Raw genomic sequence first — 19,496 nt, 5'->3', positions numbered from 1 at the left:
CGAATGACCGTATTGGCCAACTGGAACAGGCTCGATGGAAGGCCGAGTTTGAACGCAAGAAACAAAAGATCCTGGACAGCACCGTTGTGCCCGAGGAAATACCTGGCTTGAAGGTGCACATATGCTCCCTGGTCGCCCCCGATTCACCGGCGGGTGAGCCATGGATGCCGGTGTACATCCACTCCAAGTTGATGATCATCAACGACGTGTTCACCACCCTGGGCTCGGCCAATATCAACACCCGCAGCATGCAGGTGGACAGCGAACTGAACATTGCCCATGAGTGGATGAGTGTGACCCAGGCGTTGCGGCGGCGGTTGTGGGATCTGCATACGGGTGAGAAGGGGGCGCAGGATGATGCGGGGGAGGCGTTTAAGGCTTGGGAGAGGATTATTGAGGACAACAAACGTCTCCAAAAAGACAAGAAGAAGCCCTGCGCTTCGCTTGTCGAGTTTTATTACGACAAAGCCATCCTGAAGGATCTCGATTGATGCGCCGAATCTTCCTGCTGTCCTGCCTGTTGCTGGCCGCTTGCGGCAGCGGTGGCACCTTTAATTTTCCCAAGAAGGACCCTTCCGTGAAGCCTTTAACCGAGATCAAGGCCAAGCTGGCCTTTACCTGCCAACACGAAACGATCCCCGCGCCGTCCGCTAAAAGTGACGTGCTGTTTCAATACGCCCGTTGGTTGCAAAAGAACAACCAGCTCAAGCAGAACAAAACCGTTGATCTAGAGATCGAGCGGCTGTATCGCATCGCCTCAGAGAACGGCCATTTCAAAGCCAATATCAACCTACAGAACGGCGCCATGCGCGGTCGTTTCGAGCTCAGTGGCGCCCAGCATTTGCGTATGAGCCAACAATTGATCGAAGCAGGCGTGGCGACGGGTTACTACTTCGTCGGGATCTTCCTGCAACAGGGCTCGGCGGGGCTGTATCAGGACCCCGAGATGTCGTTGCGTTACTTCCGTAAAGCAGCTGATCGGGGTAATGCCCAAGCCCAGTACCTCGTGGGAGATAAACTTGATCCAATTGACGTTGCGCCGGAAATAGCGACACAAATGTATCGTTGCGCTGCTGAACAAAGTCATGGGAAGGCGGCTGTTGCGTTGGGCATTTACCTTAAGCACAAAGGGGAATATCGACAGGCGCTTGAAATATTCCAGATGGGGATCGCCGCGGGCAACGAAAGTGCTGCTGGCCGTTTGGAGGACGCATTTCGCGGCCCTCCTCCCACCGATCAGTTGGACTACCTCGGGCAACAAGAAGACCTCGAACGCGCTGAGCGCTACAAAAAAATCTGGCAAATCCTGGCGAACTACTCCTACGCCAACCCCACAGTCCCGGAAATTAACGACATCCTCCCCTTGCCACCCGCCGAACTACCTGAATGGGACGGCAAACTCCAATGGCTCGAAGCCCGCCTGGCCAATGTCCCACCGCAAAAACCCAGCGAGGCGCTGGTCCGCGAATTGGCCAAGGCCAAGGGTCTCGAACCCGCCACCGGTAAACCCACACCCGATTCACCCGCCTTCATCAGGGCCGAGCAACCCTCGACAACCTGCCAAAGCGGCCAGGCCTGTACGCAAACCGGCTACTGGATCGCCGCCGGGTACGCCGTCATCCGCCGCTTCGAAGAGGGCCAGGCCCTGCCGACGCTGAACGTGCGTCATCGTGAGTACCGATTCCTGCTCCCTGACCGGGTGACAGTCGGCCCAGAAAAGGTGGATTGGATATTTTACGGATGAGCTATCAAGTGTCGGGATACACCCAGTTATCCCGACCCACCGATTTAGGAGTTGTAGATCAACCAGGCACAGCTGAACAATCACCTCATTCAATACCGATTGGGCTCCATCTCCAGCTCAACCTGAAACCGTTCAGCAATGTCTTTCTGGATGCGCAGGGCCAGGTCCAGAAGTTGCGGGCCCGTGGCGTTGCCGTAGTTGACCAGCACCAACGCCTGCAACTTGTGCACCCCGGCATCACCTTCGCGAAAGCCCTTCCAGCCGGCGCGCTCGATCAGCCAGCCGGCAGCGATTTTCATCTGCCCTTCAGGCTGTGGATAAGCCACCAGGTCAGGGTATTGCAGCTTTAAGTGCGCCACGTGCGTGGCCGGCACCAGCGGGTTCTTGAAGAAGCTGCCGGCATTGCCCAGCACGGCCGGGTCCGGGAGTTTTTCGCTGCGGATACTGCAAATGGCCCGGCTCACATCGGTAGGGGTCGCCTGCTCGATGCCCTGCTCGGTCAGTCGCTGGCGAACCGGGCCGTACTCCAGATGCAAATGTGCAGCGCGGCTGAGGGCAAAACGCACCCGCAGGATCAACCAGCGACCCGCTTGCTGTTTGAACACGCTGTCGCGGTAGGCAAAACGGCACTCCTCCAGGGTGAACTCGCGCAGTTCACCGGTCTGGCGATCCAGCGCGGTGAGGCCGGCGAAGACATCCTTGATCTCCACACCGTAGGCGCCGATGTTTTGCATCGGTGCCGCGCCTACGGTACCGGGAATCAGGCTGAGGTTTTCCAGGCCCGACCAACCCTGCGCCAACGTGTATTGGACGAAGGGATGCCAGGGTTCCCCAGCTTCGGCCTCGACCACCACCCGTTCGCAGTCATCGCTGAGCAAACGCATCCCCCGGCTGGCCATACGCACCACCAAGGCGTCGATGTCGCCGGTCAGCAACAGGTTGCTGCCGCCGCCGATCACCAACAATGGCACGGCATGCTCGGTGGCATAGGCCAGCGCCTGGCGAACATCGCCATCGCTGTGGGCTTCGGCGAACAGCCGGGCAGTGACGTCCACACCGAAACTGTTGAAGGGCTTGAGGCTGACGCCCGCCCGCACCTGCAAGGTCATAACCGCCCCTTCAATTCGATCACCAGGCGATCGGTGGCGCGTTCAATCAAGTCCAGCACCTGTTCGAAGCCTTGTTCGCCGTCGTAGTACGGGTCCGGCACATCGTCGAGTTCAGCCTCGTAGCGGCGTAGGAACAGGTCCAGTTCGGCCCTGCCATTGGCCGGTTGCAGGGCCTTGAGGTTGCGCAGATTGCTGCTGTCCATCGCCAGGATCAGGTCATAGGCGGCGAAATCAGCGCGGGTCACCTGTTGCGCGCGTTGGGCCGACAAGTCGTAGCCACGCTTCAGGGCCGCCGCCTGGCTGCGCTTGTCAGGAGCCTTGCCGACGTGCCAGTCACCAGTGCCGGCGGAAGCGACTTCCACCTGGCCGGCCAGCCCGGCCTCACGCAACTTGTGGCGCAGGATACCTTCGGCGGTGGGCGAGCGGCAGATATTGCCGAGGCAGACGAACAGGACCCGCATCAGGCCTCCAACAGGCGACGAACGCGCTCGAGGTCTTCGGCGGTGTCGACACCGGTCGGCGGGGCGATCAGCGCATCGGCGACGTGGATCCGCACGCCGTGCCACAGGGCACGCAGCTGTTCCAGGGCTTCAGTGTTTTCCAGCCAGCACGGGCCCCAGGCGACGAAGTCCTGGAGAAAGCCCGCACGGTAGGCATAGATGCCGATGTGGCGGCGGTACGGCACGCCTTCCGGCATCACGTCACGGCTTTGGGCGAATGCGTCCCGCGCCCAGGGCAGCGTCGCGCGGCTGAAGGTCAACGCCAGGCCATTGAGGTCGCTGACCACCTTGACCACGTTGGGGTTGAACAGCGTCTGCACATCCTCGATCGGCTCGGCCAGGGTGGCCATGCGCGCCTCGGTGTGGGCCGCGAGGTTGGCGGCGACCTGATCGATCACGCTCGGCGGGATCAACGGCTCGTCACCTTGCACATTGACCACGATCGCGTCGGCGGCAAGACCGAGTTTTGCCGCGACCTCCGCCAGGCGGTCAGTGCCGGAATTATGGTCTTCACGGGTCAGGACGACTTCGGCGCCAAAGCCTTTGCAGGCCTCGACGATGCGTGCGTCATCAGTCGCCACCACCACACGCTGGGCGCTGCTTTTGCAGGCCTGTTCCCAGACGTGCTGGATCATCGGCTTGCCGGCGATCGACAACAACGGCTTGCCGGGCAGGCGCGTCGAGGCGAAGCGCGACGGAATGACAACGGTAAAAGCTGCGGTCATTTATCCAGGCGCTCGTCGGTGGTCAGGGTGCGGGCTTCGCTTTCGAGCATCACTGGGATGCCATCGCGAATCGGGTAGGCCAGGCCGGCGCCCTTGCTGATCAGTTCGGTCTTGTCGGCACTGAGCTTGAGCGGGCCTTTGCAGACTGGGCAGGCCAGAATATCGAGCAATTTGGTGTCCATGGAATTCCCCTGGGTAAAAGGTTTTAAGGCAAAAGCCGATCCGGCAACAGGCGTATCAACTGCGTATCGAACCAGGTGGTAAAGGCCGGCGACGGCGCGGCGTCCACCGCCAGGTACCACCAGTCGGGTGCGGCGAAGGCACGGCATTTGACTGCGTCCTTTTCCGTCATGACCACCGGCAGCGATGGCGTGAAACTCAAGGCCTGGGCGCTATATTCGGCGTGGTCGGCAAACCCATGCGGTATTGGCCGCCAGTGTAGCGTTTCGAGGGTCTTGAAGAAACGCTGGGGATTGCCGATGCCGGCCACGGCATGCAGGGCCTGGCCGGGTGGAAAATGGTCAAGGGAGCGCCGCTCGCCGCTCGCCAGGTTCACCAGCGCGGTGGGACGCAACTCGAAGGCGAAACCGTCTTCGCGGTCGGCATGGGCGCCGTTGTACAGCACCGCGTCGACCGATTGCAGGCGCTCGATTGGCTCGCGCAACGGCCCGGCCGGCAGGCAACGCCGGTTGCCCAGGCCACGGGCGTTGTCGATCAACACCAGCTCGAGGTCCCGGGCCATCCGATAATGCTGCATGCCGTCGTCGGACAGAATCAGGTCCAGCGGCTCGGCCTCCAGCAGCGCCTGGATCGCGCGACTGCGATCAGGGTCGATCATCAACGGCACACCTGTGCGCTGGACGATCAACAACGGCTCATCACCCGCAACGTCGGCGCCCTGCTCGGCCGCAACCCGCCAGGGCAGTTGCGGCGGCTTGGCACCATAACCCCGGCTGACCACCCCGACGCGCAGGCCACTGCGCTGGCAGTGCTGGATCATCCACAGGATCAACGGCGTCTTGCCGGTGCCACCGACCGTAATATTGCCGACCACCACCAACGGCACGGGGGGCTGGTAGATCTGGCCTACACCCGCCAGGAAACGCTCGCGTTTGCCCACCACCACCCGTCGGTACAACCACTCAAGCGGTCGTAGCAGGGTCAGGGCCGGGTGACCGTCGTACCACGCGGCAAGCAATCGATCGGACATGGCCATCAGGGTGCGGGGGCCGCCTCGACCGTGGTCATGCGCAGATGGCTGAAACCGAGCTTGCCGGCCGCGTCCATGGCGGTGATCACCGATTGATGAGGGGTTTTGCCGTCAGCGCTGATGGACAGCGGCAGGTCGGTGTCGCCACCAGACTCTTTCTGCAGGACCTCGATCAGGCTCGCCAAGTCGCTCTTGGGCAGCAATTGGTTGTTCACCGAGAACGCCCCTTCGGCGCTAATGGTGATTTCCAGATTCTTCAGCTGCTGGTCTTCGGCCGGCGAGCCGCTGACGGCCTCCGGCAATTCAACCTTGAGCTGGGTTTCCCGGGTGAACGTGGTGGTCACGACGAAAAACAGCAACAGGATGAACACCACGTCGATCAGCGACGCGAGGTTGATCTCGATGTTTTCCCGTGACTTGCGACGGAATTTCACTTCTTGCCCCCAGCCAGGTCCACGTCACGGTCACCCTGCACCACCTCGACCAGCTTGATCGCTTCTTGCTCCATGCCCACCACCAACTCGTCGACGCGGCGTTGCAGGAACCGATGGAAGAACACCGCCGGAATACCCACCATCAGGCCGGCGGCGGTGGTGATCAAGGCCTTGGAAATGCCCCCTGCCAGTACTGCGGCGTTGGTGGTCATGCCAGAACCGGTAAACGCGCTGAAGATGTCGATCATGCCCAGCACCGTACCCAGCAGGCCCAGCAGCGGGGACATGGCGGCGATAGTGCCCAGGGTGCTGATATAGCGCTCCAGCTCATGGATGACCCGGGCGGCAGCTTCCTCGATGCACTCCTTCATGATCTCGCGACCATGCTTGGAGTTCGCCAGGCCGGCGGCGAGGACTTCCCCCAGCGGCGAGCTGGCCCGCAGCTCCTTGAGCTTGTCCTTGTTCAGTTGCTTGTCCTTGATCCAGACCCAGACCTGCCCGAGCAGATGCTCCGGGGTCACGCGGCTGGCCCGCAGGGTCCACAGGCGTTCGGCAACGATACCCAGTGCCGCGATGGAACTCAGAATGATCGGCAACATCATCCAGCCGCCGGATTTGACCAATTCCCACACAGTGACTGCCCCCTCGAAAAAGTGCGCCACTTTATCACACAGACTCGCCTTGCAGACCCGCCCCACCGATTAGCGCCTCAGTCGATTGCGCTGGATCAATATTGCACCGGTGGCCCGACTGTGGGCCGATCGCGCCAGTAACGTCGATGCCCGGCCTCGGTGCGCGGCAGCTCGAAAGCCCCCAATTGCAGACGAATGGCGCCCTGCTCGGCGCTGTCGTAAATCGCCAGGCCCGAGCGTCGATACCGGGCCATCACCTGAGGATGAGGATGGCCGAACGCGTTGCCATGCCCTCGGGAGATCAGTACCGAATGCGGCTTGAGACGTGACAGCAACGCCATCGACGACGAACTGCGGCTGCCGTGATGCGGCGCGGCCAGCCACTGGATCGGCACCGTCAGGGGCTCATCGAGCATGGCGCGCTCGGCAGGGGTATCGATATCGCCGGTCAGCAGCAGGCGCTCGCCGCCGGCCTCCACCAGCAAAACGCAGGATTTCTGGTTGCTTTCGACGGCAGAGGCCCACCGCCACAGCTCGAACCCGACCCCGTCCCACTCCCAGCGCCTGCCACTGTCGCAAGGCCCGGCCTGCAGTTCGGCGGGCAGCGCGTCGGGATCGCCGCTGATCACTTCCATCGTCGGCAGCCCATTGCGCACCGCGCGGGCCCCGCCGGCATGATCGGCGTCGGCGTGGCTGAGCAGCATCAGGTCCAAGCCGCGCACACCCAGTTTGCGTAAGGTCGGCAGTACGACGCGCTCGCCCACATCAGCCTTGCCAAAGCGCGGCCCAGCGTCGTAAAGCAGGCTGTGATGCCGGGTACGTACCAGCACCGCCAGCCCTTGGCCCACGTCCAGTTGCCAGATCTCGGCCTGCCCTTGCGGTAGGTGCTCTTGCGGTGGGAAAACCATCAGCAACACCATTGGCCACCCCAGTACACGTAGCGGCACACCTTTGGGCAACAGCAGCAAAAAAGCACCGAAGGCGGCGATACCCAAGGCCCAGGGCGGGACCGCTGCAGGCACCCAGGCCGGCATTCGCCCGGCAACCAGCGCCAACCCCTTGAACAGCAGATCGAGCAGCCCGCCGGCGATCCACAGCAGGCCTTCGCCCATGAGCGGCACCGGCAACAACACCGTGCCAAGCAACGCGGGCGGCAATACCAACAGGCTGATCCAGGGCACCGCGAGCAGGTTCACCAACGGCCCGCTGAGGCTGACCGGCAAGCCCACGATCAACAACAATGGACACAGACCGAGCGCAACCAGCCATTGGGCACGGGTCCAGGTTTGCCACCAGCGCCAGGGCCCCAGGCGAGCGCCAAAGGTGAACATCAATATGGCGACGGCCGCAAACGACAACCAGAACCCTGGCCGCAAGCTGGCAAGCGGATTGAACATCAGCACCCCGACGAAGGCCAGCAGCCATGCCCACCATGGATCTGGCTGTTTGAAGCGCAAGCGCCATAGCAGCACCAAGCCGATCATCGCGCAGGCCCGCCGCACCGGTACCTCGAAGCCGGCGAGCAAGCCGTAGCCCAGGGCGGCGCAGAAGGCCAGCCCACAGGCCCAAGGCAACCAGGCCAGCCCCACCGGCCACAGACCATAACGCGCCGCACCGGCCACCAACAGGTACACCAGGCCGGCGAGCAGGCCGATGTGTTGCCCGGAGATCACCAGCAAATGGACGGTGCCGGTGTCTTGCAGCACCTGCCAATCCTCGCGACTCAGCCCGCCGCCGTCGCCCAGGACCAGAGCCGCCAACGCACCGGAGCGGCCGTGGGCATCGACCTGTGTCAGCGCCTGACGCACCCCATCACGCCAGGCGCCCCGGGCCGCTTGTAAAAGACGGCCATCCTTGATCGTACCGGTCGCGCCGATGCCGCGGCTCAGCAACCAGGCGGCATAGTCGAAGCCGTGTGGGTTCAGCAGCCCGGTGGGCCGCTTGAGCTTCACCGCCAATCGCCATCGTTCACCGCTGCTGACCGGCGGACCACCGAACCAGGCGAGACGCATCGTTGCCGGTAGCCGGGTACGACGTGAGTGGGCATCGGCGAGTTCGAAGCGCACCACGCCATCGCCCTGTTGCGGCAAACCGACCACGCGCCCCTCGACCCAGCGGGTTTCACCGTCGAGCGCGCTGGATAACCGATCGTCCAGCGCAAACTGCGCCGACAGGCAGGCCCAGGCCAGCCCGAACAGGAAAAAACCCAGCGGATAGGTTCGAAACGGCAACGCCATCAGCGCCAGCACCGCCATGGCTGCGATCAGCCACAACGGCGGCAGTATCGGTAGTAAAATCGGCGCCAACAGCCCCAGTGCAAGCGCGACTAACCCTGTGCGCATAACCCGTCCTTGAGAGTACCCTCTTCAGGCATAGACGGTCCGCCGCACCGCTGGCGTTATCAATTGTCACAAAGTCTGAATCTGTCAGCTGTAGAATCCGGACATACTTGCGGCCTTAATGCGTTGAACCGACCGAGAAGCCTTATGCCCCGGCGCTTATTCAAACGTTACATGCCAGACCCAGAAAGCATTCGGGAACATAAATCCTTACGTTTTTTTGGCACCTTGCTGCACGATCCCAATCTTTGGCACCTCAATCGGCACTCTGTCGCCCGGGCGATGGCTGTTGGCCTGTTTACCGCATTCTTGCCGATCCCCTTACAAATGTTGCTGGCCGCCACACTGGCCATCACGGTGCGCGGCAACATGCCGATTGCGGTGAGCCTGGTGTGGCTGACCAATCCGCTCACCATGCCGGCGGTGTTTTTCTGCACTTACCAGACCGGCGCGTGGTTGATGGACGTGCCCGCCCGAGCGCTGCCCGAAGAGCTGACCTGGGCATGGATCAGTGGCCAGTTGTCCACCTTGTGGCAGCCCTTCCTGCTCGGCTCGGTGGCGACCGGCCTGGTACTCGGCGCCCTCGCCTACTTCGTCACCATGAGTTACTGGCGCTGGTGGGTGGCCCGACAGTGGACGCGGCGCAAGAAAAGCCGGATGTGAAATGCAAAAAGGCCTCCTGGGAATGGAGGCCTTTTTTTGGCGTTCGGACTGACGCTATCGCGAGCAGGCTCGCTCCCACAGGGGGTTTAGGTACGCATCCCCCGCCCGCTGACCAGTAACCGCGCGCAACCGAGGTAAAGCACCACGGTCGCCACCAGCATGAAGGTAATTGCGATGCTGATCTTGATGTCCGACACCCCGAGGATGCCATAGCGAAAAGCGTTGACCATGTGCAGCACCGGGTTGGCCAGGGACACGGTCTGCCAGAACGGCGGCAACAGGGAAATCGAGTAGAACACCCCGCCCAGGTAGGTCAGCGGCGTGAGCACGAACGTCGGGATGATGGAAATGTCATCGAAGTTGCGCGCAAACACGGCATTGATGAAACCCAGCAGCGAAAAGATCGTGGCCGTGAGCACCACCACCAATACCGTCACCCCCAGGTGATGCACCTGCAAATGGGTGAAGAACAACGACAACAGGGTCACGATTAGGCCCACCGCCAACCCTCGCAGCACACCGCCCAGGGTGTAGCCGATGAGGATCGTATGGGGCGACACCGGCGAGACCATCAATTCTTCGATCGAACGCTGGAACTTGCTGCCGAAGAAACTCGACACAACGTTGCCATAGGCGTTAGTGATCACCGACATCATGATCAGCCCCGGCACGATGTAGTCCATGTACGTGAAACCACCCATGTCGCCGATTTGCCGGCCGATCAGGTTACCGAAGATCACGAAGTACAAGACCATGGTGATGGCGGGCGGCAGCAGCGTCTGCGGCCAGATCCGCATGAAGCGCCGGATTTCACGGTAAACAATGGTATTGAGGGCGATGAGGTTGGGGCGCAGTTCGGAATTCATGCTCATACCGCCACCTTCGCCAGATTCTTCTCCACCAGGGACACGAACAACTCCTCGAGCCGATTGGTTTTGTTGCGCAGGCTCTGCACTTCAATGTTTTGCACGGCCAGTTGGTTGAACAGCCCGGTGATGCCCACGACTTTGTCCACCTGCACTTCCAGGGTGTGGCTGTCCACCAGGCGGGCCGGATACCCCATGAGCTGCGGCGCCGTCGTCAGGTCGTTTTTCAGGTCCAGCAGGAACGTTTCCACATGCAGTTGGCTGAGCAACTGGCGCATGCTGGTGTTCTCAACGATGGTGCCGTGGTCGATGATGCCGATGTTGCGGCACAACTGCTCAGCCTCTTCCAGGTAATGGGTGGTGAGGATGATGGTGATGCCTTTCTGGTTCAGCTCGGTGAGGAAGCTCCACATCGAACGACGCAGTTCGATGTCCACGCCAGCGGTCGGTTCATCGAGGATTAACAGGCGCGGCTCATGCACCAGCGCACGGGCAATCATCAGACGACGCTTCATGCCGCCGGACAACGAACGGGACGGCACGTCGCGCTTGTCCCACAGGCCCAACTGGGTCAGGTACTGCTCGGCGCGCTCGTTGGCGATCTTCGGCGGGATGCCGTAGTAACCGGCCTGGGTGACGACGATGTCGAAGGTCTTCTCGAACTGGTTGAAGTTGAATTCCTGGGGCACCACGCCGATGCAGCGCTTGAGGGCGGCGGGCTCGCGGTCCAGGTCATGACCAAAGACGTTCACCGTTCCGCTGGTCTTGTTCACCAACGTGGAGAGAATGCCAATGGTGGTGGATTTGCCGGCACCGTTCGGGCCGAGCAAGGCGAAGAAATCACCTTCGGCGACGTCCAGATCGATACCACTCAAGGCCTGGAAACCGTTGCCGTAGGTTTTGGTTAGCTGCCGGATGGACAGAGCGGAACTCATATCGGATTACGCACCAAGAAGGGAGGGAGGAAAAGAACAGATAAGGGCGGGCGGCAAGCAATGCAACCACCGCGCACGAAGGCAATGGTGCTTGGCGTCGCCGCACAAGTACAGTCAAGCGTGTCGATAGTAGGTATTAAGTCAACGCGGTCATGACGGCTTTGCGGTAGGCCGGGCGCTGCTGCAACCGCGTGTACCAGGCCTGTACGCCAGGCTGCTCGGCGCGCTGGATGGGCAGCTCGAACCAGGCATAAATGAAACTGCCCAGGGGAATGTCGCCCATGCCGATTTCATCACCCGACAGGTAGGGCTGTTCACTCAAGGTCTGCTCGACCATGGCAAGCAAATCGTCGCACGCTTTGATCGCCGCGTTGATGACCGCCCAGTCCTGTTGCTCAGCCGGGGTGCGCAAGACGCCCCAGAACACGGTGCGAAACGGTGCGGCAAAACTGGAGGTGGTCCAGTCCATCCATTTTTCAGCTTGGGCCCGTGCCTGTCCGTCAGCGGGATACCAGGCCGAACCCAACGCATGGCGAGCAGCCAGGTAACGCACGATGGTATTGGACTCCCAGAGCACAAAGCCGTCGTCTTCGATCATCGGCACCCGACCATTGGGGTTTTTCGCACGGTACTCGGGCGTGTCCACCACACCGAATGCCCCGCCCGCATCAATAGTCTCGTAGGCCAGCCCCAACTCTTCTGCGCACCACAACGCCTTGCGCACATTCGATGAATTTTTCCGGCCCCATATCTTCAGCATCACGGCGTCCCTCGATGGATATATGCCGCAGCAGCATACGCCGGATCAGACGCGCCTCAAATCACCCTGCAGGTCGCCGAGCAAGCGCGGCACCTGCGCGCCGAACAGGTGCGGGTAGCATTTCTCCAGGTGTTCGAAGAAGAACGTTTCGGGCACATCGGCGAACTGGCCGTGGTCAGTGACGTACTCCATCAGTTTCGCCCCTTGCCGATTGAACGGGTGGAAAACGCTGTCGTGGCGACCGTCGAATTCCAGCGGGGCCACATCGAACAACTCGCACAGCCCCTGGTTGAATGCCGGCGTGGCCTTGACCCAGCGGTCGTTCAGGTACAGCTCGGTATAACCGTGCATGGCGAACACGTCGCTCCTGAGCAATTCCAACAGGCGCGGCGTAGACAGGTGATTGCGGACATCCGCCAGGCCGATGCGCGCCGGGATGCCGCAATGCCGGGCGCAGCCGGCCAGCAAGGTAGCCTTGGGCACACAGTAACTTTCGCCCGCAGCCAACGCGTAACTGCCGCACAGGGTCGCCGGGTCGCGACTGAAGGTATAGGGATTGTAGCGCACCGCCTCGCGCACGGCGTAATACAGACTGACCGCTTGCGCCAGCGGGGCGCGGTCGGCACCGCGGTGGGTTTCGGTGAAGTTGATGACCGCTGGATGATCGCTGTCGATGAACGGACCGGGGTTCAGGTATTGCTGCATAAAAGGAAGGCCTCTCAAAAAACATCACAAGGAGCTCCTACACAGCTCCTACGGGAGGGCTTGCCTCGAGTTTATCCACAGCCTCCAGCCAGCGATAACGGCATTCCGGCCAAACAATGGCGTTTTCTCACCTTGTTAACGAACGATTTCCCACGGCTGTTGCCAACCAGACTGGCGCAATGCCCCCAGGGTTTCCCACGAAATCAATCACATCGCGCTGAGCGCCGGTTTTGCAGATGCCGTCTAAGCTCTGAAGGTCGGTTTTTGCCTTGGTTCACGGAGGATTACATATGTTGTTGTTGTGGATACTGGTTCTGGTCGTCGGTAAAGCTTGGCTGGCGCATCGGCGCATCGCGCCGTTGCCCGCGCTGGGCATCATCGCGGCCTACCTGCTGGCCATGAGCCTGTTCAGCCCGGCTCCCGGGTGGCTGATGCTGATCTTCTGGGTTGCGTTCGCCGCCGTCGCGGCCCCGCTGCTGCTACCGGACCTGCGCCGCAAGTATTTCAGCGCGCCGATGTTCGACTGGTTCCAGAAAACCCTGCCGCCCATGTCCGAGACCGAGCGCGACGCCATCGATGCCGGCACGGTGTGGTGGGATGGCGAACTGTTCAGCGGCCGCCCGGATTGGAACTTGCTGCTGGCCTACCCCAAGGTGCAACTGACTGAGGAAGAGCAGGCGTTCCTCGACGGCCCTACCGAAGCCCTCTGCGCGATGGTCAGCGACTGGCAGATCGGCCAGGCCATGGACCTGCCGCCTGAAGCCTGGACCCATATCAAGGAGCATGGATTCTTCGCGCTGATCATTCCCAAGGAATACGGCGGCAAAGGTTTTTCTGCCTACGCCCATTCCCAAGTGGCAATGAAACTGGCCACGCGCAGCGGCGATCTGGCCTCTACCGTGATGGTTCCCAACTCCCTCGGCCCGGCAGAACTGCTGCTGCACTACGGCACTGATGAGCAACGCGACCATTACCTGCCGCGACTGGCCCGTGGCGACGACATTCCCTGCTTCGCCCTGACCGGGCCGCTGGCCGGCTCCGACGCCGGGGCGATGCCCGACACCGGCATCATCTGCAAGGGTGAATGGGAAGGCCAGGAAACCCTCGGCCTGCGCCTGAACTGGGAAAAACGCTACATCACCCTCGGCCCGGTGGCCACCCTCCTGGGCCTGGCCTTCAAAGCGTATGACCCCGACCACCTGCTGGGTGACGAAGAAGACCTGGGCATCAGCCTCGCCTTGATTCCCACCGACACCCCTGGCGTGCATATCGGCCGCCGCCACCTGCCCCTTGGCGCCGCATTCATGAACGGGCCGAACTGGGGCAAGGACGTGTTCATCCCGCTGGACTTCCTCATTGGCGGTCAGGCCATGCTCGGCAAGGGCTGGATGATGCTGATGAACTGCCTGTCGGTCGGGCGCTCGATTTCCCTGCCGGCGGTGGGCACCGGTGCAGCGAAGTTCACCAGCCTGGTGACGGGCCAGTACGCCCAGGTGCGCGAGCAATTCAACGTACCGTTATCGGCATTCGAAGGTATCCAGGAAGCCATGGCGCGCATCGGTGGCAACGCCTGGATGATGGATGCTGCTCGCATGCTGACCGCCAACGCCGTGGACCTGGGGGAAAAGCCTTCGGTGCTGTCGGCCATTCTCAAGTACCACCTGACCGAACGCGGTCGCGAGTGCATCAGCCACGCCATGGACGTGCATGGCGGCAAGGGCATCATCATGGGCCCGAACAATTACCTGGGCCGCAGCTGGCAAGGTGTGCCGATCTTCATCACGGTCGAAGGCGCGAACATCCTGTCGCGCAACCTGATGATCTTTGGCCAGGGCGCCATTCGCTGCCATCCGTTCGTGCTCAAGGAAATGGCTCTGGCAACCCGTGAAGACAAGGACCAGGCGCTGGTCGAGTTCGACACCTTGTTGCTCAAGCACATTGGTTTTGCCGTGAGTAACGCCGCCAGCACCCTGGTGCTCAACCTCGGCCTGGGGCATTTCGAGAAGGCCCCCGGCAATGCCTTGAGCCAAGGTTATTTCCGCGCTCTCAACCGGCAGGCAGCAGCATTCGCCCTGCTGGCGGACCTGAGCATGATGCTGCTGGGGGGGGAACTCAAACGCCGGGAGCGCTTGTCAGCCCGCCTGGGCGACGTATTGAGCAACCTGTACCTGGCGTCCGCCGCACTCAAGCGCTATCACGACCTGGACTCGCCGGACCACATGGCACCGCTGTTCACCTGGGCCATGGAGGAAAGCCTGGGCCAGTCGGAGCGTGCGCTGGATGAACTGTTGAGCAACTTCCCGAACCGGGTGCTGGGTTGTCTGTTGCGCCTGGTGGTGTTCCCCTTCGGTCGTCGTCACAAGGGCCCGAGCGACAGGCTCGACGCCGAGGTGGCGGCGGTCATCGGCCGGGCCAAGGGAGACCCGACCCTCGAGGAGTTGCTGCAGGGCTGCTATCGCCCGCAATCGGCCGACGATCCGGTGGGCGCCCTGCAATACGCCGCCGACCTGCTGGCCGCCGCCCATCCGTTGCACAAGAAACTGCACGTCGCGCTCAAACAGGGTCAGCTCAACCCCGCGCCGGGTGAACCCCTCATCGACGCCGCCCTGGAAGCGGGTGTGCTGCAAGCCGATGAAGCGCAGACCTTGCGTGCGGCCGAGGCGGCACGGCGCAAGGTCATCGACGTGGATGACTTCGATAAGGAGGAGTTGACGCTGGCGCAGGACAAGGTCCGTTGATCGTAACGGCCAGGTACGCTCGTCACCTATAGCTCTTCACCTATAAAAGCGGGCGCAAGGGCTTTATACTCCTGCGCCCGTTTTGCTCTTGAGGACTTATCTCGTGTCCAATGTCGTTGCCGATCACCTTGTCTTGCTTGACCACTTGCGCAGCATCCTGGTCGCCGTGGGTGAGGCCGAACAGGTGCCCGAAGAAAGCCACGCCTTGTTCCTGGAGCGCTTCGACGAGTTGCGCGCGCAACTGCCCGTCGACCCGATCGAAAGCCAGTACCTGGGCCAGGACCTCCTGGGCCAAGTGATCATCCGTTATCCGCAGATCGCCCACCTGGTGCCTCGCGACCTGCTCTGGTACTTCGCCGGCGACTGCCTGCACTACATGCCCGACGAAGAAATCGCCCTGTACCAGGCCCTGGAGGAACGTCGTTTCGAAGCCGAGCAAAACGACGAGCCTTTCGACTGGAACCAGGAAAAACAGTTGCTGGCGATGTCGGACCAGGACAGCAAACACTGATTGCCATCCGTCATGCAAAGGCCCGCACGGTTAACCCGGCGGGTTTTTTTTGCCTTGCCAAAGTGTGTTGCCTGGACGGGCCTCATCGCGAGCAAGCCCGCCCCCACACTGGTTTGTGGTTGATCACAAAATTCATGTGCACTGCAGATCCTGTGGGAGCGAGCCTGCTCGCGATGGGGCCGGTCAAAACAACCCATCACTTTCCGGCAACTCATAACGTGTCGCGACCTTGCTGGAACCACTCCCGCCGCCCACCGTGCTCAAGGTCGGCTCCTTCTCCAGGCACGCCACCAGATAGTCAATGAACACCCGCAGCTTGGGCGGCAGGTAGCGGGTCGGTGAATGCAGCAACCACAAGCCACCGTGGTAGGAGGCCAGGAACGTCCAGTCGGCCAATACCTGCACGATCAAGCCTTGCTCCAAGGCATGGCGGGCGGTGAAGTACGGCAGGCTGCCAATGCCGATGTGCTGCAAGACGGCCCCCAACCGCACGCCCGTGTGATTGGCTGCGTAGCGCCCGTGCACGCCTACGGTGACGGACTTGCTGCCTTTCTTGAATTTCCAGCGCGCGTCGTTTGGAGTTGCCCCCAGATAAATGCAGCTGTGTTCCAACAAATCGTGAGGATGCGTGGGAGTACCGTGCTCAGCCAGGTATTGCGGCGTGGCGCAAAGCAAGTGATCGATTGTCAGCAATTGACGCCCCACCAGCCCGACCGGAGGTTGATCGGTAATCCGGATGGCCAGGTCGACATGATCGTCGATCAGGTCGACCTGCCGATCCTCCAGGAACAGCTCCACATCGACCTTTGGATAACGGCGCAAGAATTCGGGCATGTGCGGATGAATCACGAACCGCCCCACCGCCTTGGGCACGCTGACGCGGAGTCGGCCTTCGGCCTCCTGAGTGAACTGCCCGCTGATTTCCATCACCGACCGAGCGGCGGCGACCATTTCCTGACAGCGCTTGAACACTTCTTCCCCGCCATCGCTCAAACGCAACTTGCGGGTGGTGCGTTGCAACAAGCGGGTCGCCAGGGCTTTCTCCAGACGAGAAATACTGCGGCTGATGGCCGACGGTGATGAACCTGACTGACGGGCCGCCTCGGAGAAACTGCCGGTCTCCACGACCTTGACGAAGATGGCCATTTCGGCCAGCAACGGCAACGGTAGATTTGTGCTCATGGCGCAACAGTCCTTTGAAATTTTAACGGATTATCACTCTTTTACGCCCTACCTATAATCCCGTCACAATTTCTGATGTGGATATGGCACATGACACTTCGCCTCTTTTTCCATAGCGATGACCTCAAGGCCAACGTGGAAGTCCTGGATTGCAGCCCCCGGGAACATGAATTTGCCGTGGTGCTGTACGCCACGCTGTTCCACCCCCAGGGTGGCGGTCAGCCTTGCGACACCGGATGGATCGGTGAAAGCCAGGTGCTACGCGTGGTCCAGGAAGGAGCACAACTCGTCCATTACGTCGATTGCCCCGTGGCCTTGGGCATGGCTGAGATCCGCGTGGATACGCAGCGCCGACAGTTGAATTCGCGCCTGCACTCGGCTGGGCACCTGATCGGCCATTTCGCCCAGACCCGTGGCTGGACGCCAATCAAGGCCCATCACTGGCCCGGCGAAAGCCGCGTGCAGTTCCAGCCAGGGGAAAATGCTCAGGAACTGGACATCTCGATCATTCAGCAAGGCATCGACGAATGGATTGCCGATGACCTGCCGCGCCTGATCATGTTGCGCGAAGGCCTGCGCGAAGTCGGTTTCGGTGAGCTTGCCGCCTACGGCTGCGGCGGTACTCACGTGCAGCGCCTGCAGGAACTGGGAACAGTCACCATCGCCTCGCTTTCGAAAAAGAAAGGAACACTGTCAGTGCATTACCACGTGGCCTGATATCCGCCAAACCCTGCGACCTGAAATGGCTCGCAGGCCTCGCCTCACCCCTGGCAGATCTGCCCTGCGCCCCCCCCTCACCACACAAAAAGACAGATTATTGACGTCTCTTTGAGCAGGCTTTGCCCTTCCGTCACTTTTTAGTCAATTTTTTATTCAGGGCGTGGCGCTTTGCCATGCTTGAACTACCGTCAAACAGAAGCGATGACAGGGTCGGTAAAACGCTCCTGAAGAGACCTGATCGACACCGTCGTTGCCATCGAAAATCCCGGTGAGCCCGGGTAGCGAAAAGTTGTCTGCAAGCAGCCTGTCGTTCAGTCAGGCCGGTGAAATGCGCCCGTTTGCGAGTAGCGACGAGGCCTGAAACCGGAATCAATGAACGGTCAGGTGAGAAGGAAAGGGCTAGCCCGGACCTCTTAAGTGATCCGCGGCAAATAGTTAAGCCTAAGGATGGTCTCTTTATCGAGGATCACTTCATGACCCATCGCACTGCTCCCGTTCTGAAACATTTTATTCATGGCCTGTTCTGGATGGGTCTTGGCTTGAATGCGGCCCAGGCCGCAGCGGCAAATTGTTCGCAACTGGACAATTTACCGGCGACCTTCGAGGTCAGCCAAGGGCTCCAAAGCGAGCTGCGCATCCTCGCACCCGTGACGAAGTTGGCAGTCGGCGACCCGAAAATTGCCGATGTGCAGCCCAGTGGCAGCGATGCCTTTATTCTCACGGGCCTGGCGCCCGGCGCCACCAGCCTGATGGTCTGGACCGACTGTTCGAAGATACCGCGCCAGAGCATGATCTTTGTCAAAGGTCGGGCCACTGAGGCACTGACGGGGGCTGCGAGCCTACCGTCCGAAGATCCTATGCTGTTCGCCCAGGTGCAGACTGACATTCGATTCGTTGAAGTCAGCCGGACCAAACTCAAGGAAGCTTCAACGTCGATTTTTGGCAGCCGTGGCAATTTCCTGTTCGGCTCGCCGAGGACCTTGCCCACCGTCGGCGGTATTGTCCGGCCTTCATTGCCGGCCAATAACGACATGTTCAACCTGTCGTTTGCCACCGGTAAGACACTGTTGATGATCAACGCCCTGGAAGGCAGCGGTTTCGCCTATACCCTGGCGCGGCCGAGCCTGGTGGCCCTCAGCGGGCAGAGTGCGAGCTTCCTGGCCGGTGGCGAAGTGCCGATCCCGGTGCCCAGTGCCGGCAGCGACAACGTGTCCATCGAATACAAGGAGTTCGGCATTCGCCTGACCTTGACCCCCACCGTCATCGGCAGGAATCGCATCGCACTGAAGGTGGCACCGGAAGTCAGTGAGCTGGACTTCAGCAACGCGGTGAACATCGCCGGGACACTGGTACCAGCACTCACAGTGCGTCGTACCGACACCAGCATCGCCCTGGCCGATGGTGAGAGCTTCGTCATCAGCGGCCTGATCAGCACCCGCAACAGCTCCCAGGTGAACAAATTTCCAGGGCTGGGTGATGTGCCGATTCTCGGTGCGTTCTTTCGCGACAACGCCATCAACCGCGAAGAGCGCGAGCTGCTGATGATCGTCACGCCACACCTGGTCCAACCGCTGGCCGCCGACGCGCAACTGCCAACATTGCCAGGCGAGCAACTGCGTAATTACGACCCGAATTTCTACCGCATGTACTTCCTTGAACATGGCGAGTTTGACAACCGCAGCGGGCTTTCCCAATGAGCCGTCGCCCGATGTGCGAAGCACCT

General features: G+C 61.2%; 20 protein-coding genes. 7 read left to right on the top strand and 13 right to left on the bottom strand.

What is annotated here, in order from left to right:
- On the top strand, window positions 1-491 hold a 491-nt coding region (locus AACY42_RS15965), incomplete at its 5' end, for a phospholipase D-like domain-containing protein (protein ID WP_339480747.1).
- Window positions 491-1,744: an SEL1-like repeat protein gene (locus AACY42_RS15960; protein WP_339480745.1), complete on the top strand. Its 1,254-nt coding sequence runs from the start codon at window positions 491-493 to the stop codon at window positions 1,742-1,744. The genes AACY42_RS15965 and AACY42_RS15960, both read left to right, overlap by 1 nt.
- An 89-nt stretch (window positions 1,745-1,833) precedes the next feature.
- On the opposite strand, the gene murB is transcribed toward AACY42_RS15960, so the two are convergent.
- The 8 genes from murB to AACY42_RS15920 form a co-directional block, all read right to left on the bottom strand.
- A complete protein-coding gene (gene murB / locus AACY42_RS15955) occupies window positions 1,834-2,853 on the bottom strand; it encodes a UDP-N-acetylmuramate dehydrogenase (RefSeq protein ID WP_339480743.1) in 1,020 nt (339 codons plus the stop codon).
- Window positions 2,850-3,314 (bottom strand): low molecular weight protein-tyrosine-phosphatase, encoded by a 465-nt coding sequence (locus AACY42_RS15950; RefSeq protein ID WP_014339516.1) that lies wholly within the window; start codon window positions 3,312-3,314, stop codon window positions 2,850-2,852. Before AACY42_RS15950 ends, murB begins: the two co-directional genes overlap by 4 nt.
- Window positions 3,314-4,078 (bottom strand): 3-deoxy-manno-octulosonate cytidylyltransferase, encoded by a 765-nt coding sequence (gene kdsB / locus AACY42_RS15945; RefSeq protein WP_053189634.1) that lies wholly within the window; start codon window positions 4,076-4,078, stop codon window positions 3,314-3,316. The genes AACY42_RS15950 and kdsB overlap by 1 nt, the downstream gene beginning before the upstream one ends.
- Window positions 4,075-4,260: a Trm112 family protein gene (locus tag AACY42_RS15940; RefSeq protein WP_003179363.1), complete on the bottom strand. Its 186-nt coding sequence runs from the start codon at window positions 4,258-4,260 to the stop codon at window positions 4,075-4,077. Before AACY42_RS15940 ends, kdsB begins: the two co-directional genes overlap by 4 nt.
- Window positions 4,261-4,283: 23 nt before the next feature.
- Complete coding sequence (gene lpxK / locus AACY42_RS15935) at window positions 4,284-5,294, bottom strand: tetraacyldisaccharide 4'-kinase (RefSeq protein WP_339480740.1); 1,011 nt, start codon at window positions 5,292-5,294, stop codon at window positions 4,284-4,286.
- A complete protein-coding gene (locus tag AACY42_RS15930; protein ID WP_339480739.1) occupies window positions 5,294-5,722 on the bottom strand; it encodes an ExbD/TolR family protein in 429 nt (142 codons plus the stop codon). Before AACY42_RS15930 ends, lpxK begins: the two co-directional genes overlap by 1 nt.
- On the bottom strand, window positions 5,719-6,354 hold the full coding sequence (locus AACY42_RS15925) for a MotA/TolQ/ExbB proton channel family protein (protein ID WP_162254895.1): 636 nt from the start codon (window positions 6,352-6,354) through the stop codon (window positions 5,719-5,721). Before AACY42_RS15925 ends, AACY42_RS15930 begins: the two co-directional genes overlap by 4 nt.
- A 95-nt stretch (window positions 6,355-6,449) precedes the next feature.
- Window positions 6,450-8,696: a DNA internalization-related competence protein ComEC/Rec2 gene (locus AACY42_RS15920; RefSeq protein WP_339480737.1), complete on the bottom strand. Its 2,247-nt coding sequence runs from the start codon at window positions 8,694-8,696 to the stop codon at window positions 6,450-6,452.
- 144 nt (window positions 8,697-8,840) lie between these two features.
- Here AACY42_RS15920 and AACY42_RS15915 point away from each other — a divergent pair, with 144 nt between their 5' ends.
- Window positions 8,841-9,356, top strand: coding sequence for a DUF2062 domain-containing protein (locus AACY42_RS15915; RefSeq protein ID WP_339480736.1), 516 nt, complete (start codon window positions 8,841-8,843; stop codon window positions 9,354-9,356).
- An 86-nt stretch (window positions 9,357-9,442) separates the two neighbouring features.
- Here the strand turns inward: AACY42_RS15915 and AACY42_RS15910 are convergent, their stop codons facing one another.
- From AACY42_RS15910 to AACY42_RS15895, 4 genes are all read right to left on the bottom strand, one after another.
- Window positions 9,443-10,222 (bottom strand): ABC transporter permease, encoded by a 780-nt coding sequence (locus tag AACY42_RS15910; protein WP_339480757.1) that lies wholly within the window; start codon window positions 10,220-10,222, stop codon window positions 9,443-9,445.
- 2 nt (window positions 10,223-10,224) lie between these two features.
- Complete coding sequence (locus AACY42_RS15905; protein WP_339480733.1) at window positions 10,225-11,157, bottom strand: ABC transporter ATP-binding protein; 933 nt, start codon at window positions 11,155-11,157, stop codon at window positions 10,225-10,227.
- Window positions 11,158-11,293: 136 nt separating this feature from the next.
- On the bottom strand, window positions 11,294-11,917 hold the full coding sequence (locus AACY42_RS15900; protein WP_339480732.1) for a glutathione S-transferase family protein: 624 nt from the start codon (window positions 11,915-11,917) through the stop codon (window positions 11,294-11,296).
- 45 nt (window positions 11,918-11,962) lie between these two features.
- A complete protein-coding gene (locus tag AACY42_RS15895) occupies window positions 11,963-12,622 on the bottom strand; it encodes a transglutaminase-like domain-containing protein (protein ID WP_339480730.1) in 660 nt (219 codons plus the stop codon).
- A 290-nt stretch (window positions 12,623-12,912) separates the two neighbouring features.
- Between AACY42_RS15895 and AACY42_RS15890 the strand changes: the two genes are divergently transcribed.
- Together AACY42_RS15890 and AACY42_RS15885 are read left to right on the top strand one after the other, a co-directional pair.
- Window positions 12,913-15,360, top strand: coding sequence for an acyl-CoA dehydrogenase (locus AACY42_RS15890; RefSeq protein ID WP_339480728.1), 2,448 nt, complete (start codon window positions 12,913-12,915; stop codon window positions 15,358-15,360).
- Between the two features lie 103 nt (window positions 15,361-15,463).
- Window positions 15,464-15,871: a PA2817 family protein gene (locus AACY42_RS15885; RefSeq protein WP_339480725.1), complete on the top strand. Its 408-nt coding sequence runs from the start codon at window positions 15,464-15,466 to the stop codon at window positions 15,869-15,871.
- Between the two features lie 183 nt (window positions 15,872-16,054).
- Here AACY42_RS15885 and AACY42_RS15880 read toward each other — a convergent pair whose 3' ends face one another.
- Window positions 16,055-17,053: a LysR family transcriptional regulator gene (locus AACY42_RS15880; protein WP_339480723.1), complete on the bottom strand. Its 999-nt coding sequence runs from the start codon at window positions 17,051-17,053 to the stop codon at window positions 16,055-16,057.
- 90 nt (window positions 17,054-17,143) lie between these two features.
- Between AACY42_RS15880 and AACY42_RS15875 the strand changes: the two genes are divergently transcribed.
- Both AACY42_RS15875 and AACY42_RS15870 read left to right on the top strand, forming a co-directional pair.
- Window positions 17,144-17,770 (top strand): alanyl-tRNA editing protein, encoded by a 627-nt coding sequence (locus AACY42_RS15875; protein WP_339480722.1) that lies wholly within the window; start codon window positions 17,144-17,146, stop codon window positions 17,768-17,770.
- 476 nt (window positions 17,771-18,246) lie between these two features.
- Window positions 18,247-19,470: a type II and III secretion system protein family protein gene (locus AACY42_RS15870; RefSeq protein WP_339480720.1), complete on the top strand. Its 1,224-nt coding sequence runs from the start codon at window positions 18,247-18,249 to the stop codon at window positions 19,468-19,470.
- Window positions 19,471-19,496 lie beyond the last annotated feature (26 nt).

This window comes from Pseudomonas sp. RL_5y_Pfl2_73, from assembly GCF_963970515.1.
Taxonomy (GTDB): domain Bacteria; phylum Pseudomonadota; class Gammaproteobacteria; order Pseudomonadales; family Pseudomonadaceae; genus Aquipseudomonas.
The sequence above is the reverse complement of the archived record's forward strand: the minus strand, read 5'-3'. Positions and strand labels throughout refer to the sequence as shown.